Here is a 16,424-nt window from a genome sequence, read left to right on the forward strand (position 1 = left end):
TTTCTAAGCAACTACTATTGCCTAACATATTGTAACATAATTTTCTTGATTGAGAAATATTATCGCCTTTCATAGACATTGTTTTGAAAAATATATGACATCTTTCTGTTTATTACAGAATAATTATAATTTAGCCTCTAATTCCTCCTTCCTAAAACATAATACGATGCATTTTGCTTTATTTTAGCCATTTTTGAAGCATCTGCACATCGTCACTTTGTTTAATATGGTTTTTTTGAGTATATATTTATAGGGGAAAAGTACTTTGCCAAGTCATTTGCCACTAATTTAGCAGATCTGCTGATGATTTAGGAAATATAGCAAGAGTAGGAACTTGTTAAATGAGCAGATTTCTGCTATGATGTAGGCGTCACAAGAGGAGCTTTTGCTGAGAATGACCTCCAGTTTTAAGTAAATTCCATAACATTGGAGTTTTGCGCAAAGTCTGGGTGTCTAAACTCTTTGAACCTGAACAAGGTAATGCTTGCGTAAGGGATGTGCAGAAATAAGTGGATTAGTCAAAGTCCTGCTTATCTCAGTTTTGATTGTGGCAAATCAAATCAATTGCCCAGTCAGACTGGGCTAAGGAGGATTTTTTATGCAAAAAACAAATGTTGCTTCGATGGCTGAAATAGCTATCTTTGCTGGTCTGGCCATGGTACTGGATTTCTTTACCCAGCCGATGTCAATCGGTCCTTGGATTTCCTTATCCTTTAAGATGGTCCCTATCTTTTTAATCGCCTTTCGCCGAGGCACCAAGCCTGCTATCGTAGCAGGCTTGATCTGGGGGATCCTGCAAGTTGCGCTTGGTCAGGCAGCTGGGGGTTGGCTCAATCTCTGGCAAGGTTTTTTAGAATACTTCGTTGCCTTTAGTTTGATCGGCTTTGCCGGCATCATCAGGCCTTTATTCAATCAAACTCTTAAAAAAAATCAGCCCTTAAGGAGCTGGGCCATTATGGTTCTTGGGATTTTAATCGGCAGCCTGTCTCGCTATATCATCCATTTTATTGCTGGAATTATTTTCTGGGGAAGCTACGCTCCTAAGGGGCAGTCAGCTCTCGTCTACTCTGCTATTATCAATAGTTCTTCTTGCTTGGGTGAAACCTTAGCCTGCATCATTGCTCTAAGTCTGCTCTTTCCCTTTATTAAACGTTTTCTGCTAATAAATTAAAGAAAAACTTAGGTCCAAAAGGTTTTGATTTCAAGAATCGTCAAGCCCCGTAAAATGGTAAATTAAATAAAAAACGAACAGGATGACTTTCTAAATAATAGAAAACTCATTTTGTTCGTTTTTTCTTCAAAATACAGAAAAAATGAGAAAGGTGTGCTTTCTCATTTTTTGCAGTATACCTTAGTTTTTCTTACGGCGAAGGCCAAGCAGACTAAAGCCGGCTGTCAGGCTAACTAATCCTAACAAAGGCATATAAGCATTGTTAGCATCACCAGTTGCTGGCAGTTGACCGGTCTGTGGCGGAGCCGGTTGATAAGTTTTATCCTTAATCGGACGGTAAACGACCGTATGGCTAGTTCTAGGATCTTCTGGCGTCTTAGGCTCCGGTGTGCTAGTGCGGACCGTGTTTGAGCTGTAAGTGATGCCATTAACCGTATTAACATAGGTATTTTCAAAGGTACCAACAGCAATCCGCTTCATTTGCAGATACACTTCCGCTTGGAAGGCCGAGTCAACAGAGACAGACCGCAAGAAGTCTTCCTTGAAGCTGACAAGAATCCGACCATTAACCTCATCAATTTGAGCTTTGGTATATTGGGTTAGATCCGTACCTGCTTTGATGATAGTACCATCTTTGAGGGTAAAATCAACCTTGGCAAAAGCCTTATATTGGCCCGTGTACTTATCACCTGTCTGATCGTAATCATCGTCGAAGCTATACTCGAAGAGCTCTTCAGCATGCTTTGGTGGAATGATACCACCGATCAGACGATAATTGAAGGTTTGATTGAGAGCAATCGTTTGCCCATCAATATTAGTCAAATCGGCGGGATCAAGAGTCAGTGTCACATCCTTCTTAGGATCAATCTTAGGGACATTGTTAATCACTGGGTTGGACTCATAGCCGTTACCGAAATCAATTTGATAGGCCCTGTTTTCGTAGCCGCCACCTGTTTTACCCATTTCAGCCTTGACAACCATTGGTGTCACAATGGTCAAATCAATACCTTTAACGACATAAGTATCATAGAAGGCCTGCGGATTATCGGCTGTAAAGAGCTGGAAGGCGCCTTTGGGTGTGATGTTAGCCTTTTGAAGCATCTCACGAACCATCTCTGGAGCAGCTTCAAGGCTGGCATAATCAGTCACGCTGATACCTGTTACAGCCTTACCGCTAGTATCAGTAATTTTGACCAAATCTGGACGCAGATCGAGGGCTTCTTCTGGATAATCCTCTAGATAGAAGAATCCTTTTTGGATACTTTCTTTACCAGAGCTATCACCCTTGTATTGGTCCAAGTCCCAAGTCAATTCATAGTAGTTTGTTGAACCTGCTAAGACGGCCTTTCCATCGATCACCACGCCGTTTTCATTTTTATTGACCTTGTGCGGCTTGATATAGCTGTTATTTGGATGTTTAGGGTCGTTTGGTTTCCCTGGAGTGGTTACTCGAACAATATTGGATTTAATACCGTAGGCATCGTTGACCGTCAGAGTGAAATTATTGGTATAGATAGCACCATCATTCAGTACTTGGCCAACAATCGTTGGGTAAATAGTTGAAACCGTCTTGGTCAGATCTTTATTGAGGTTGGCTAATGTTTCTGCAGTGGCTGTGAAAGTTACTGTATTCGTAGCTTCGTCATAGCTAGTGTCAAAGCCAGGACTAGCAACCTTTGTAGCTTCTAAATTAAATTGATAGCCACTTGGCAATGGATCCACCAGAACAAAGGAAGTCGTTTCGGGACGACCAGCTGGTAAATCTGCGGTTAACAATTGGAACTTAACAGTTGATTGCTTAGCTACTAAAGTCTTATCAATATCAAGATTATCGCTATTCTTGATTGCCTTGGTTACACCTGGCTGAATCGCCAACTTGTAGTAGTGATAGCGAACCGTTGGTACATTAACTGGATCAGGTATTTTCTCATAAACAGGATCAACAGGTGGGGTTGGCTCCGGATCGTACTTGGGTTCGACCGGTGCCGGTTCCTGGGGCTGCTCCACTTCATAGTTGGGTTCATCTGGTTTATTCGGTTCTGGCTGGTCCGGTGTGCGAGTCGGCGGCGTTGGTTCTGGATCGTAGTTGGGTTCGATCGGTGCCGGTTCTGATGGTTTTTCTACTTCATAGTTAGGCTCATCTGGTTTGTTTGGTTCCGGCTGATCCGGCGTACGAGTCGGCGGCGTTGGCTCTGGATCGTAGTTGGGTTCTACCGGAACTGGCTCCAAGTCCTTTTCGACCTCGTAAACAGGTTCTAAGGGCTGAGTTGGGGCTACTGGCGGGGTTGGTTCAGATTCCATCGGTTTATTAGGAATGTCCTTTGCCTTTATTTTAGAATCAAAAGCGAACCATATTCCCGAAGCATTTTCAGCAGAAAGCGTAAATTTAATATCGGGACCAGTTTGTTTACCAACAATAGCTCCATACCAATTCACTGGGGAATTCGTAGTATCCCACTCATTGCTTTCAAATCTTGATTGATTGGCCTTAGTATAGTTTGGAGTAGCAGCATATAAGCCATCCCCATTGTCTTTTACAGAAGAGCCGTTTATTTCAATGGCCGTTCCCGTATGATAATTAACCTTTTCAATGGTATTTATACCATTATACTGTGGCCAGCCATGTCCTCTGTTAAGTGAAGAAAAATCTAGCAATGCACCCGTTGCATCGATCTTATTTCCATCTTCATCATAAAACTTAATGTCGACATCAATACTCTGTGAACCAAAGAACTCAAAATAATATATTGTTTGTGTGGGATCATCATATAGCATCGCAGGTATTTTATCGGCATTAAGACTGGTGTCTTTTAGCGTATATATGAATTCTGCAGAGGCAATCTTTTTACCATTCAGCTCTGAATTCTTTAGGTTGCTATACCGTGCAACAACAGGTTTACCTTTTGGCAAAAATACTCGCTTGCCCGGCCAATCTGCACTATCTTGAATTCCTCCCTTAAAATGTTCATAGGCAACCCTTCTCTTTTCCGTATTAAATAGAGTATCTGCCTTAATATAATCTAGTTTATCTGCTTCGGCATAGAATTCGTCAGCATTATAGACTTTATCTCCCGATGTAATTTCGAGGGTAGCATTTTTTTCTTGCTCAAAAATAAAGGGTTGCGATTCTGGTGATGGTAAATAACCATCATCATTTTTGTGTTTTTCCAGCTCTGCTAAGGCAGCCTTGTAAGCAGCTTGGGCATCTTCGTAAGCTTTTAACTTGCTTTGATAGTCAGCAAAATCTTTTTGGTATTGGGTTAAGTCTTGTTGATATTTAGCTAATTTGGCTTCATAGTCAGCTTTGGCAGCCGCATTGCGCTGTCTGATAGCTGCATTTTCGGCTGCAATCTCAGCATTCTTAGCTTGGTTGTCCTTAACAGCTTGGTCATAGGCTGCCTTGGCATCAGCGTTCGCTTTTTGCACACGGGCTAATTCAGTTTCGTAGGCTAATTTTTTAGCTTGGTAGTCAGCTTCATTGGCTGCATTGGCCTTTTGAACAGCAGCCAAATCTTTTTGATACTGAGCTAATTTGGCTTCATAGTCAGCTTTGGCAGCCGCATTGCGCTGTCTGATAGCTGCATTTTCGGCTGCAATCTCAGCATTCTTAGCTTGATTGTCCTTAACAGCTTGGTCATAGGCTGCCTTGGCATCAGCGTTCGCTTTTTGCACACGGGCTAACTCTTGATCGTAGGCCGTTTTCTTAGCTTGGTAGTCTGCCTCGTTAGCCGCATTCCCTGTTTGGACTGCTGCTAGGTCTTTTTGATACTGAGCTAGTTTGGCTTCATAGTCTGCTTTAGCTTGGGCATTGCGCTGTTTAATAGCCTCGTTTGCTGCCTTGATCTCTTCATTCTTGGCAGTATTAGCAGCAACTGCTTGCTCATAAGCGGTCTTGGCGGCCGCATTAGCCGCTTGCACTCGGGCTAGCTCTTGCTCGTAAGCCGTTTTCTTAGCTTGATAGTCAGCTTCATTGGCTGCATTCCCTGCTTGGACTACCGCTAGATCGTTTTGATATTGGGCCAATTTGGCTTCGTAATCAGCCTTGGCTTGGGCATTACGCTGTTGAATAGCAGTATTTGCCGCCTTAATCTGTTCATTCTTGGCAGTATTAGCAGCAACTGCTTGCTCATAAGCGGTCTTGGCAGCCGCGTTAGCCGCTTGCACTCGGGCTAGCTCTTGCTCGTAAGCCGTTTTCTTAGCTTGGTAGTCTGCTTCATTAGCGGCATTCCCTGCTTGGACTGCCGCTAGGTCTTTTTGATATTGGGCCAATTTGGCTTCGTAATCAGCCTTGGCTTGGGCATTGCGCTGCTGAATAGCGGCATTGGCTGCCTTAATCTGTTCATTCTTAGCAGTATTGGCAGCAACCGCTTGCTCATAAGCCGCTTTAGCATCGGCATTAGCCTTTTGCACACGGGCCAATTCTTTTTCGTAAGCATCCTTAGCCGCTGCATAAGCAGCCTGATTGTCGGAGTTAGCTTGTTGAACAGCTGCCAATTCCTTTTGATATTGAGCTAATTTAGCTTCATAGTCAGCCTTAGCTTGGGCATTTTTATTGGTTATGCGCTCAACTTCAGCCTTGTTAGCAGCTAAATCCTGTTCATACTGGGCTTTCTTGGCGGCATTTTCTTGATTGATACGGTTGGTTTCTGATTGATTAGCAGCCACATCGGCCTTGTAGGTTTCTGTCGTGATTTTGATGGTTTCCGCTTGCTTACTGTAGTCAGCCTTGATTTCACCTGATTTTTCATCTGCTTCTTGAGATGTGCCCACAGTTCCTTTGTCCACAGTCTCATCTTGTGACACTGTTACGCCAGCTTCAGCAGCGGATTTTACAGCTTCGTCCAGCTCAGTAGTTGCTACATCGACAGGCATTGAACCAGTCTTTTGCTCAGCTTGAGCTTGACTAGCTTCTGCTTGACTGCTAGAGTCAGCCTGTTTTTCAGGCAGGTTGGTTGCGGGATTCCCAGTCTCCGTTCCAACAACTGCGGTTGTATCAACAGCTGATGTTGTACTGGTCGTCATGTCTTCAGCCAATGCCCTTTGACCTGCTACAGACACAACAATAGCAGTTCCCAACAGGGCACCACAAAGGCTCTTACTGATCTTACTCTTACGAAAACCAAACGTTTCTTTGCGCTTCATCTCTACTCCTTTTAATCAAACTGTAACAGTTTAGTTTTTTTGATGACATTGATGTCATATTACCATTTTATTAGGAACTAAACAAGCTAATTGACTGTTATTTATTAGCAACTGATAATTTTTAGAAATTTGCCAAATCCTAAGTCACCCCGCCTCTAAAAACCATCTTAGAAGACTGATAATAAGTGGTCTTTTAAGGGTCATTGGGGCAGTTTTCAATGAATGCTGCCAAGTTTTCCGTCGCATTGTATGCCTTTAGCTAACTAGCGTCAAATCAAGCGATTATTATTTTTATTATCTCCCCTTTCCCAATAGGCGTAAGGATGGCGAGGTAAATATAGTAAAATCATTTTTCAAAATAGGCCACTGCTTATCCTTCCTTCATCCTATAAATCCGTTTCATTTTAAATGTGTCATGTTTTATCGAGCCAGTTAATCAGTTGGAATCCCTGTTTTTTGTAGGTTAGTAAGTCTTTTTTTCTGTTTATTCAAGCACTTACCGTAATAGTTTTTCTATAGTGAACATCGCGACAATGGTCAATTAAAAAACAAAGTTTCCCTATAATCGATCGCTGAAAATTTTAGTCGTAATCATACATATTTCCCAAATTTCTTTTAGTATGGATTAGGTTAGCGTTATCAGCTTAGCGGCTCAGAAAATAAAAAGACAGCTCATCAAGAACTGCCTTCACATTTTAAACAAATCTGCATGACTGCCTGTATACACATAAAAGACCTCTCATTCCTTTTGATGAAATGATGGTGCCGTTCAATATTGTAGCTAGAAACATTTATTGTTCCAAAACTAAGTTTGGCCTGTGAAAAATTGAGCCAGAAGCTTAGATTATTTTATTTTTATATTTCTACTGATCCTCAGGCCTGATAAAACTTGATTATCAGCTCTTTAATCTCAATTAAGAGCTGATATTTGCGGTATTTCCAAAAGATAAGATAGACAAAATAAAAATCTTTGGTGCAGGCTGCTGTATGCAGGACGCTCAAAACGAGATAGGTGAGGGAAGAAAGCCAACCTAGGGCTAAAACGAGGGTTAAAACAAGGCTGGTTAGGACAAAGGGAGCCAGATAAACAATCAGCATCTGCCCTTTGGGATAGTAGGAACCTGGACTGGCGGCATTAAAAAAGCCTAGATACCATTTGGAACCGTATTTTACAGGATTATTGGGGTTAAAGAGCTTTAAGTAGAAAGCATGAATCCCCTCGTGAATGACTAACAGGAGAACTAAATCGAAGAGGAAGAAAAAAGGTTCCCACCAATTGATATAAAAGGAGGAGGTGCCTGTGATAGCGATAGCCAGTCGAGAAAAGAGATAGTAATAAGGGAAACAGAGCAGGAGACTCAATAGTTTTAAGCCAATGATCAGCCCTTTTCGCTTTAAGATATTTAAGTCAGCAATCAATTTCATAGTAGGCCTCTCCCCCTGCGCTCTAGTAACTTATCTCCTATCGTCATTATTGTTATTATTGTTTAATATTTTCTGATTTCACTCTCTCATTGTACCATGAGAGATTTAATTTGCCAATGACAGACTGAAAAGATTAGGAGGAACTTTCGAAAATAGATTGAAAAGAAAAGCTGCTTTTTCCTCTATCAAAGGCAGCAGCTAGTGTTAAAGTTTCAAGGCTTCTTTTTGTAAAAATTTATAGAGTCCTGAAAAGCGTCCGTGATAATCAACCCGCCAAGGTTTCTCCCGTCCGCAGAAATGTAAGAAAACCGTATGGTTAATGACCCAGTCCAAATCCCAGAGGTTATGGCTACGAACCAGATAGAGCCAACTATAGCGGGCATCAAAATTATAAATCTGATCAGGAATTTGTAATATTCGATGACCATAGAGGCCATTGAGAACATCCTGATCGGGCAAAACCAACAGCTGACGATTGTGCTCGATATACTTAAGGATATCATCACGTTTGACTGCTTGCCTGATTTTAGGCAGATTCAACAAAAGTAGACCCGAATTGAAATAGGACTCTGCTTGAAAATTTTGCAGTCGAACCTTATTAACCTGATCCATCAACCCTTGGTCGGTATTATGACTGGCTGCTGCATAAAGATTGTCGCCCATGTCTAACTGGTAAAGTTCCTCAAAAGAATTGAGGCAGAGCATGTCAGCATCCAGATAGAGGATCTGTTCTACATCCTCAGGGAGGTATTCGTGAGCCAAGAGGCGATAGTATATGGTATCAGGATAACGCTCAGTCGTTGGAGCATGAGGAAAAGCATTTTCGCCTATGATAACTGGATGGTAAGTCATACCTAATTTTTCCAGAAAAGTCTGGAGTTCAACTGTTTTTTTCAGTAAATTTTTCTGTAAAACATAGACCGCTACTTGCTGCTGAGGCATCTGCAGGGAAATCGAATAGAGCATAACCTTGAGCTGGTCAAGGTAGCCGTTGTCAATAGAAAATAATAGATTTATGCTTGACATGGGGTCATCCTAACACTAATCCTGTAAAAAATCGACTATCGTTTGGCGATAGGTATTTAAAAAAACAAGTCCAAAGGAATCTGATACCTGATTTTGAACGCGGTTACTGACTCAGCGGGACAGCTTATCCTTTGATTCGTTTAAAACAAGTCTAGCTGTCCAATGCGTTCAACGGCCTGAGCCAGATGGTCTGGCTCAACCAAGAGGCCGATTCTGACATAGCTGTCACCTTCTTGACCGAACCCTATTCCTGGGGCAACGGCAACATGGGCTTCCTCTAACAGGAGATCCGCAAAGTTTTGACTATTGAAACCCTCAGGTACAGGCATCCATGCATAAAAAGAACCCTTAGACGGGAAGGCCTGCCAACCAATCTGGGCAGCTGCTTGGACGAAGGCTTCCCGTCTTTGGTCGTATCTCTGGTTAAGGGCTGCAATAGCCTCCTTGGCTCTTGGATCCGATAAAGCCGCCACTCCTGCATCCTGAATGGCAGGAAAAATGCTGACAAAGAGATGATCTTGAATAAGGTTAAGAGCTTCTATCATATCTGCATTACCAGCTGCGAAGGCTAAACGCCAGCCAGCCATATTAAAGGTTTTAGAGAAAGTATAGAGCTCAATGCCAACATCTTTAGCACCTGGTGTGGATAGAAAGCTAGGATTTTTATAGCCTTGGTAACCCAGGGCTCCATAAGCAAAGTCGCTGACGACACCGACTTCATATTTTTTGGCCCAATCCACCAAGCTTTCATAGAATGCCGGAGTGGCCACAGCGCCTGTTGGATTATTGGGATAGTTAATATAGATGAATTTAGCACGACGAGCGCTCTCCTCGGGGATGGCAGTCAAATCAGGCAAAAAGTCATTTTCTGCCAGCAGAGGATAAGTCTCGCAATCCACCTGCCCCAAAGCAACCGCTGAGAGATAGTCTGGATAGCCTGGGTCTGGCAAGAGTAAAAGTTCACCAGGATTCATTAAGGCCCAGGGTAATTCGACCAAGCCAATTTTAGACCCTCCTAAAACACAGATTTCCGTCTGGCTGTCTAAATCAACCTGATAATTTGCCTTGTAAAAGTCAGCTGCTGCCTCCTTGAAAGGAGGATTACCGCGAAAGAGGGAGTATTTATGGGAGGCTGGCTTAGCTGCAGAATCCTGCAAGGCTTTCACAATAAAGTCGTAGGTTGGTCGGTCGGGATTTCCCTGACCGAGGTTGATGACATCAGCTCCTTGAGCAATCTTAGCATTGACCTTGGTCACTAAATCTGCAAAAAATTGTTTGGGTAGTTTTTTTAATAAATGAGATGTTTCAAATTTCATAGCGATTCCCTTCAATAATAAAGTTCTGGTCTGCGATCTTCAAAAACTGGAATACTTCCACGAATCTGAGCTATTTGGGCTACGTTCAAGTCGACCGTAAAGATACCTGTCTCATTATCCGGCGCTTGGAGCAAGACATTCCCCAGAGGATCAATAACCATGGAATGCCCACTAAAATGATTGTCAGGATCATCTCCTACTCGATTAACTGCCACAACAAAGGACTGATTTTCAACAGCACGGGCTTTTAAGAGAATCTCCCACTGCTGCACTCGGGTTTGAGGCCACTCCGCCACAACGAAGAGAATTTGGGGTCCATCAGACATGAGCGTTCGCAACCATTCGGGAAAACGAATATCATAGCAAATAACAGAGGCCGCTTTAATGCCAGCTACTTCAAAAAGGCTCTGGTCAGATCCTGCTGTCAGATAGCAATCCTCTGCCATCAATCCAAAGAGGTGGGCCTTGTCATAGGCTGTCAAGAGCTGCCCCTCTTTGTTATAGATATAGGTTCGATTGAAAAAATGACCATCTTCTTTAACAGCCACTGAGCCACCGACAAGAGCTACCTTAGACTCTCTAGCAAACTGACTGAGCAGTTGCTGGGTCTGCCGACCATCCTTATCAGCCAGTCGGTCCAAATCGGACAAGGCATAGCCTGTATTCCACATCTCAGGTAAGACAATAACATCAGGATTTTCTTGGGCAGCCTGCTCTAAGAGCTCCAAAGCCCGCTCAAAATTAGTCTGGGGCTGACCATATAAAATATCCATTTGAATTAAGGAAACGCGCATAAAATACCACCTTTCACGCGATGTTGCCTATATTTTAACACAATTATTATTATCTGATTATTCTGAACTTAGCAATTCATCGATTTTTTTAGCAAAAAACCAAGTCCGGATAGACTTGGTAGATGACTAGCTAGTTAGAACTGACTTAGAAGACTAGCACTGAAAAATCTTAATCCCATCTTCGTTATTTTCTACTAAAATCTCATTGTTACGATATTTCCAAGTTATGATATACACATAGTAAAAATCGCCACTACAAGCAGCCGCATGCAGGCTGACAATAAAGAGGTAAATGGGATCCGATAGCCAACCTAGTGCTAGAACAACAGTTAATAGGAGACTATTGGTACTAGTTTATTTTTTAGTTCACAAAAAAGTTCATTTGGATTATGCTGTCAGTGACCAAACGAACAGGAGTCATCCAAATGAACCATCTAAATGATACCGCTAAACGCCATCACTTACGATACAATATGAAACAATTAAAAACGATTATTACCTCCTATTATCGCTGCTATACGCCTAAAGAACTGACACACCGTCAAAATGTCAACTATTGCAAAGTTAGCGATAGCTCCATTCTTGTTCTCCTAGTCCTTCAAGCTGAACTCGGCATCAAATCCCAACGCCGATTTTATAGACTATGCCAAGTCTTTCTTGTAACAACTGGCTTAGAGCGAACCCGATTCTATCGAAGAGCTCGCTATCTCATTCCCTTATTGAAGCGCATTCATCAGGGCATGACGAGCCAATTCCTTCAGGATGATATTGGTCATTATGGATAGTTTATACTGTTTTGTTGGCCAGCTCACAACTACAAGTTTCGCATTTTTCGAGAGCATGTGACGGTTGCCTACAATCCTTCAAAAAAGATGTGGTTTTAAAGTCCATATGTTGGTCACCTTGTCAGGCTTTATCGTGAACTATGTTGTAATGCCGGCATCGTCAGGCATCTGAAGAACTGCTTGAGAGCACAACTTTCACTGGTGTTTTAGCGGACTTAGGTTATCTCAGTCAGGTCTTGAAACAACAGTTAACCCAGAAGGGCTACTGTTTTGGGACGCCTTTGAGGCGTAATATGGCTAATGCCAATAAGCACAATCACTGGAAGTTCAAGGCTGAGAGGAGAACCATTGAAACGCGATTTTCAGTTTTGTGTTCGGAGTTTGATATCGAAAGGCCATTAGTGAGAAGTTTAAAGGGGTTGGAGCTTTGGTTAGAACAGTCTATCTTTGCTTATAACCTAGGATTTTGTTACTAGCATCACGGGTTAAAATAACTATTATTTTATTAAATAAAATGAACATCATCTAACAATCCATCTCTAACATTAATTTTTTTGATTCTTAATCAAAAAAATCTATTTCTGACCAAATTATCCATTATTAATTTTATTTATTATTTCTTTAAGATTTTTGGAAGTATTAATTTTGCGGTTTAATGATGTTTTATTATTTAACCAGTAAATAAAAATAATACTTAAAATTATTAGAACTACTATAGTTTTAATTGTTTTAATAATATCTTCGCCCATAATAGTAAATATTATACCTACTACTGAAACCAAACTAATTTCAGCAAATAAAACTTTCCAGTTATTTTTAATAAATTTAAATATATAAGAGCGTACTGTGTTCTCCGCTTCCCCTAAACAAAATAAGATAGAATTTCGCTCATCCTCAGTCATTTTTGATAATTCATCTTTCACTTTACGAAATTCAGCCTCTCTAGGATTTTCCTTATTTATCTTTTTTATTTCTTGTCTAGTTTTCCCTGTGTACTTAAAGGCTAAATAATTCCACTTATTTAGCGAATAATTAGAATCCGCTTTTAATTCATTATCAAAGCGTTCAGGTTCAAATTGAGATATATAAGCCATAATACAAATACTTATTACAAAAAGAAAATAAGTTGTAATAGGCAATACGGAACTACTCCAATTATATTTAAATTTCAAATATATACATATAAAAGTAGTAATATTAAAGAATATTACCCCTACGACAATTTCTATACTTGCTAAATTACTAATTTTTCTTACATCTTCCTCTCTTAACCCATATTTTTTCTTTTTTTCAGTTAAGTTTTTCTGACGATTTGAAGTGAACATAAAATTTAAAAAAACAAGTAACCATGAGCAGATTATAAAAACACACGCCAAATGCATACAGTCGTCTCCATATTAATTATTTTATTTAGTACAGTTAGAATAGCATACTTACATTCAAAAACCAAGCCCACCAAGGCTTGGTTTTCTTACGTTTATTTGATTACAACTTTTCAGGGACTGCTGAAAGGAGTTTAGGCATTTGTGAGACGTCTGAACCTCCAGCCATGGCCATATCTGGCCTACCGCCACCGCGACCTGAGACGATTGGAGCTAGTTCCTTAATCAGATTACCAGCGTGAATGTCTTTAGACCTGCTTGCCACAAGGACATTGACTTTATCACCGATACTTGCTGCAAGTACCAGAACATCTGAGTGGTCTGCCTGCTTCCAGTTGTCCGCAAATGTGCGCAGAGCACCAGCATCTGAAACCTCTACTTGACTGGCAATGTAGCGGATACCATGTGCCTCTTTGACATCCTTAAAGATATCGCCTGCTGCGGCAGCAGCGGCTTTTTCTTTGAGTTCTGCGATTTCTTTTTGCAGATCTTTAACTTGTTCGGTCAGGTTTTGCACCTTAGTTGGCGCTTCCTTAAGCTGGGGTGCTTTGACAGTCGCAGCCACTGTCTTGAGGGCATCTTCTTCTTCACGGAAGGCTTCAAAAGCTTGTTGACCAGTGAGAGCTAGAATACGACGCGTACCAGAGCCGATTCCTTCTTCTTTGACGATCTTGAAGAGACCAATTTCAGAGGTATTGCCCAGATGAGTACCGCCACAGAGCTCGATAGAATAATCACCAATGACAACCACGCGCACATCCTTGCCATACTTCTCACCGAAAAGAGCCATAGCTCCCATTTCCTTAGCCGTATCAAGGTCAGTTTCAATCGTCTTGACCGCAATAGCCTTCCAGATTTGTTGGTTGACCTCTTCTTCAATACGACGGAGTTCGTCAGCTGTTACAGCCTCAAAGTGAGTGAAATCAAAGCGCAGGAAGTCTTCTTCATTGAGCGATCCAGCCTGAGTCGCATGTTCACCGATGACATTGTGAAGGGCCGCATGGAGTAAGTGAGTGGCCGTATGGTTTTTCTCAACCGCATAGCGACGTTTGTGGTCGATTTCCAAGTGATACTCTGTACCGAGAGTCAATTCACCTTCAATCTCAGCGGTATGGAGGGCTTGACCATTTGGTGCCTTTTGCACATCTGTCACACGGGCTAGGACATGGCCAGCAGCATCTGTAATGACACCATGGTCAGCTACCTGTCCGCCCATTTCAGCATAGAATGGCGTTTCTTCAAAGACAAGAAGAGCTTGACCCGAAGCTACTGAGTCTGCACGCTCGTTATCCACAATGATAACTGAAAGCTTACTATCTAGGACTTCCTTCTCATAGCTGAAGGCTGATGGCTCGACGATACCTGCGAGGGTTTCGTTTTGCATCCCCATAGAACCGCCCTTGACAACGGCAGCCCGGGCTCGCTCTTGCTGCTCTTTCATGGCAGCTTGGAAACCAGCATGGTCAATCTTATATCCAGCATCCTCTGCCAACTCTTCTGTTAGTTCAACTGGGAATCCGTAGGTATCATAGAGTTTGAAAATATCCTGACCTTCCAAAGTATCCTTACCAGCCGCTTTGAGATCAGCTAAGAGCTCTTCCAAGTGACCGCTACCAGCGTCAATGGTGCGGGCAAAGGTTTCTTCTTCACGTTTAACGATTTTTTCAATAAAGTCTTGCTTTTCCAACACTTCTGGATAGTAAGATTCCATAATCTTACCAACTGTTGGAACAAGTTTGTAGAGGAAGGTATTCGTGATACCCAACTTGCGTCCGTGCATAACAGCACGACGGAGGAGACGGCGAAGAACATAACCACGACCTTCATTACCAGGAAGGGCACCGTCACCGATAGCAAAAGAAAGGGCACGGATATGGTCAGCGATGACCTTGAAACTCATGTTGTCGCCGTCTGGATCGTAGGTCTTCCCTGAGAGCTTTTCAACTTCGCGAATGATTGGCATGAAGAGGTCTGTTTCAAAGTTAGTTTTAGCCCCCTGCATGACTGCTGCCAGACGCTCTAAGCCAGCACCCGTATCAATATTTTTACTTGGGAGTTCTTTATACTCTTTACGTGGAACTTTAGGATCTGCGTTGAATTGTGATAAGACGATATTCCAGATCTCGATATAACGGTCATTTTCGATATCTTCTGCCAAGAGACGTAGACCAATATGGTCTGGGTCAAAGTCCTCACCACGGTCGTAAAAGATTTCTGTATCAGGGCCTGAAGGACCGGCACCAATTTCCCAGAAGTTATCTTCGATTGGAACCATGTGACTGGGGTCCATACCGCAGGCAACCCAACGGTCATAGGTATCCTTGTCATCTGGATAATAAGTTACATAAAGTTTTTCCTTAGGAAAGGCAAACCAGTCCGGACTAGTTAAGAGCTCATAGCCCCACTCAATCGCCTCATCACGGAAGTAATCTCCGATTGAGAAATTCCCCAGCATTTCAAACATAGTGTGGTGGCGGGCTGTCTTACCAACGTTTTCAATATCGTTAGTCCGAATAGACTTTTGCGCATTGGTAATACGGGGATTTTCTGGAATGACAGAACCATCAAAGTATTTCTTGAGGGTAGCGACCCCAGAGTTAATCCAGAGGAGGGTGGGATCATTGACCGGCACTAGGTTAGCTGATGGTTCTACGGCATGACCTTTGGATTTCCAGAAATCAAGCCACATTTGACGAATTTGTGCAGAAGTTAGTGCTTTCATGAGTATTTATAACCTTTCTATATCTTTAGTCTTAGTTAATTAGCAGCTGAGTTAGCTGCTCCCCCAGATTTCCGAGCTTTTACATAATCAATCGTTACTGTTAAAGCGATGACTAAGTCTGAATAAATTTCGTTATACACCTCAATATTATAGGTTGAAGTCATACGCAGCCATTCCTGTGAGATGCGGGCTACAAGCTCCCCGTTCTGCAGCAGGTTAAAATTCATCTCCCAGAAGTTACCCTGAACTTCCATATTCAGATTTTCGAGAGAATAGTGGGGTTTAAAGAAGGTAAAATCCCTCTTGATGGTAAAGCTTTGACCATTGGCTAAATTGACCTGAAACTTGGGCAAAAAACTCCAGAATTGCTTATCAATCTGACCTATCAGTTTTCCCTGCATATCCATGATTTTAAAGGTCTTGGGAATTTTGAAGAGGCTGCCCTCGACCTGATAGGCTGGCATCCCTAACTCGTCATTAATGGTAAATTTTCCACCTAATGACCACATTTTTTGTTTAATTTGAAATGTTTTCATACAGATTCCTCGATATCATAAGAAATTATAAAAAGACAAGTTCAACAATGGGGAGGGCGAACATGGCCGCGGTACCACCTCCATTTAATGAACTTGTCATTCTTCATTAGCTATTTCGTTTTGAA

Annotated in this window: 9 protein-coding genes and 2 pseudogenes; 2 read left to right on the forward strand and 9 right to left on the reverse strand. The window is 42.0% G+C overall.

From position 1 onward, the window contains the following. Positions 1-598: 598 nt before the first annotated feature. The gene (thiT, locus tag STRCR_RS09875) at positions 599-1,171 is read left to right on the forward strand and encodes an energy-coupled thiamine transporter ThiT (RefSeq protein WP_004227545.1); all 573 of its coding nucleotides are present in this window, start codon (positions 599-601) and stop codon (positions 1,169-1,171) included. 180 nt (positions 1,172-1,351) lie between these two features. On the opposite strand, the gene STRCR_RS09880 is transcribed toward thiT, so the two are convergent. The 6 genes and pseudogenes from STRCR_RS09880 to STRCR_RS12470 all read right to left on the reverse strand — a co-directional run. Next, positions 1,352-6,313, reverse strand: a complete 4,962-nt coding sequence (locus STRCR_RS09880) for an antigen I/II family LPXTG-anchored adhesin (RefSeq protein WP_004225946.1) — start codon at positions 6,311-6,313, stop codon at positions 1,352-1,354. An 873-nt stretch (positions 6,314-7,186) separates the two neighbouring features. Beyond that, positions 7,187-7,738 (reverse strand): DUF3267 domain-containing protein, encoded by a 552-nt coding sequence (locus tag STRCR_RS09885; protein WP_004228966.1) that lies wholly within the window; start codon positions 7,736-7,738, stop codon positions 7,187-7,189. A gap of 204 nt (positions 7,739-7,942) precedes the next feature. Beyond that, a complete protein-coding gene (locus STRCR_RS09890) occupies positions 7,943-8,755 on the reverse strand; it encodes a glycosyltransferase family 8 protein (RefSeq protein WP_172459636.1) in 813 nt (270 codons plus the stop codon). A 149-nt stretch (positions 8,756-8,904) separates the two neighbouring features. Then, positions 8,905-10,080 (reverse strand): pyridoxal phosphate-dependent aminotransferase, encoded by a 1,176-nt coding sequence (locus STRCR_RS09895; RefSeq protein WP_004225309.1) that lies wholly within the window; start codon positions 10,078-10,080, stop codon positions 8,905-8,907. A gap of 11 nt (positions 10,081-10,091) precedes the next feature. Beyond that, the gene (locus tag STRCR_RS09900; protein WP_004227370.1) at positions 10,092-10,874 is read right to left on the reverse strand and encodes a carbon-nitrogen family hydrolase; all 783 of its coding nucleotides are present in this window, start codon (positions 10,872-10,874) and stop codon (positions 10,092-10,094) included. 153 nt (positions 10,875-11,027) lie between these two features. Then, positions 11,028-11,219 (reverse strand): annotated as a pseudogene (locus STRCR_RS12470) (DUF3267 domain-containing protein); the annotation flags it as partial. A gap of 80 nt (positions 11,220-11,299) precedes the next feature. Here STRCR_RS12470 and STRCR_RS11840 point away from each other — a divergent pair. Continuing rightward, positions 11,300-12,135 (forward strand): annotated as a pseudogene (locus STRCR_RS11840) (IS982 family transposase). Between the two features lie 114 nt (positions 12,136-12,249). On the opposite strand, the gene STRCR_RS09915 reads toward STRCR_RS11840, so the two are convergent. The 3 genes from STRCR_RS09915 to STRCR_RS09925 form a co-directional block, all read right to left on the reverse strand. After that, entirely contained in the window at positions 12,250-13,041 is a 792-nt protein-coding gene (locus STRCR_RS09915) for a hypothetical protein (protein ID WP_004225592.1), read from the reverse strand. A 103-nt stretch (positions 13,042-13,144) separates the two neighbouring features. Beyond that, positions 13,145-15,763: an alanine--tRNA ligase gene (gene alaS, locus STRCR_RS09920; protein WP_004228372.1), complete on the reverse strand. Its 2,619-nt coding sequence runs from the start codon at positions 15,761-15,763 to the stop codon at positions 13,145-13,147. Between the two features lie 35 nt (positions 15,764-15,798). Continuing rightward, positions 15,799-16,299, reverse strand: a complete 501-nt coding sequence (locus tag STRCR_RS09925) for an LURP-one-related/scramblase family protein (protein ID WP_004228204.1) — start codon at positions 16,297-16,299, stop codon at positions 15,799-15,801. Between the last annotated feature and the right edge of the window lie 125 nt (positions 16,300-16,424).

Origin of the sequence: Streptococcus criceti HS-6 (assembly GCF_000187975.2) — a bacterium.
GTDB lineage: Bacteria > Bacillota > Bacilli > Lactobacillales > Streptococcaceae > Streptococcus > Streptococcus criceti.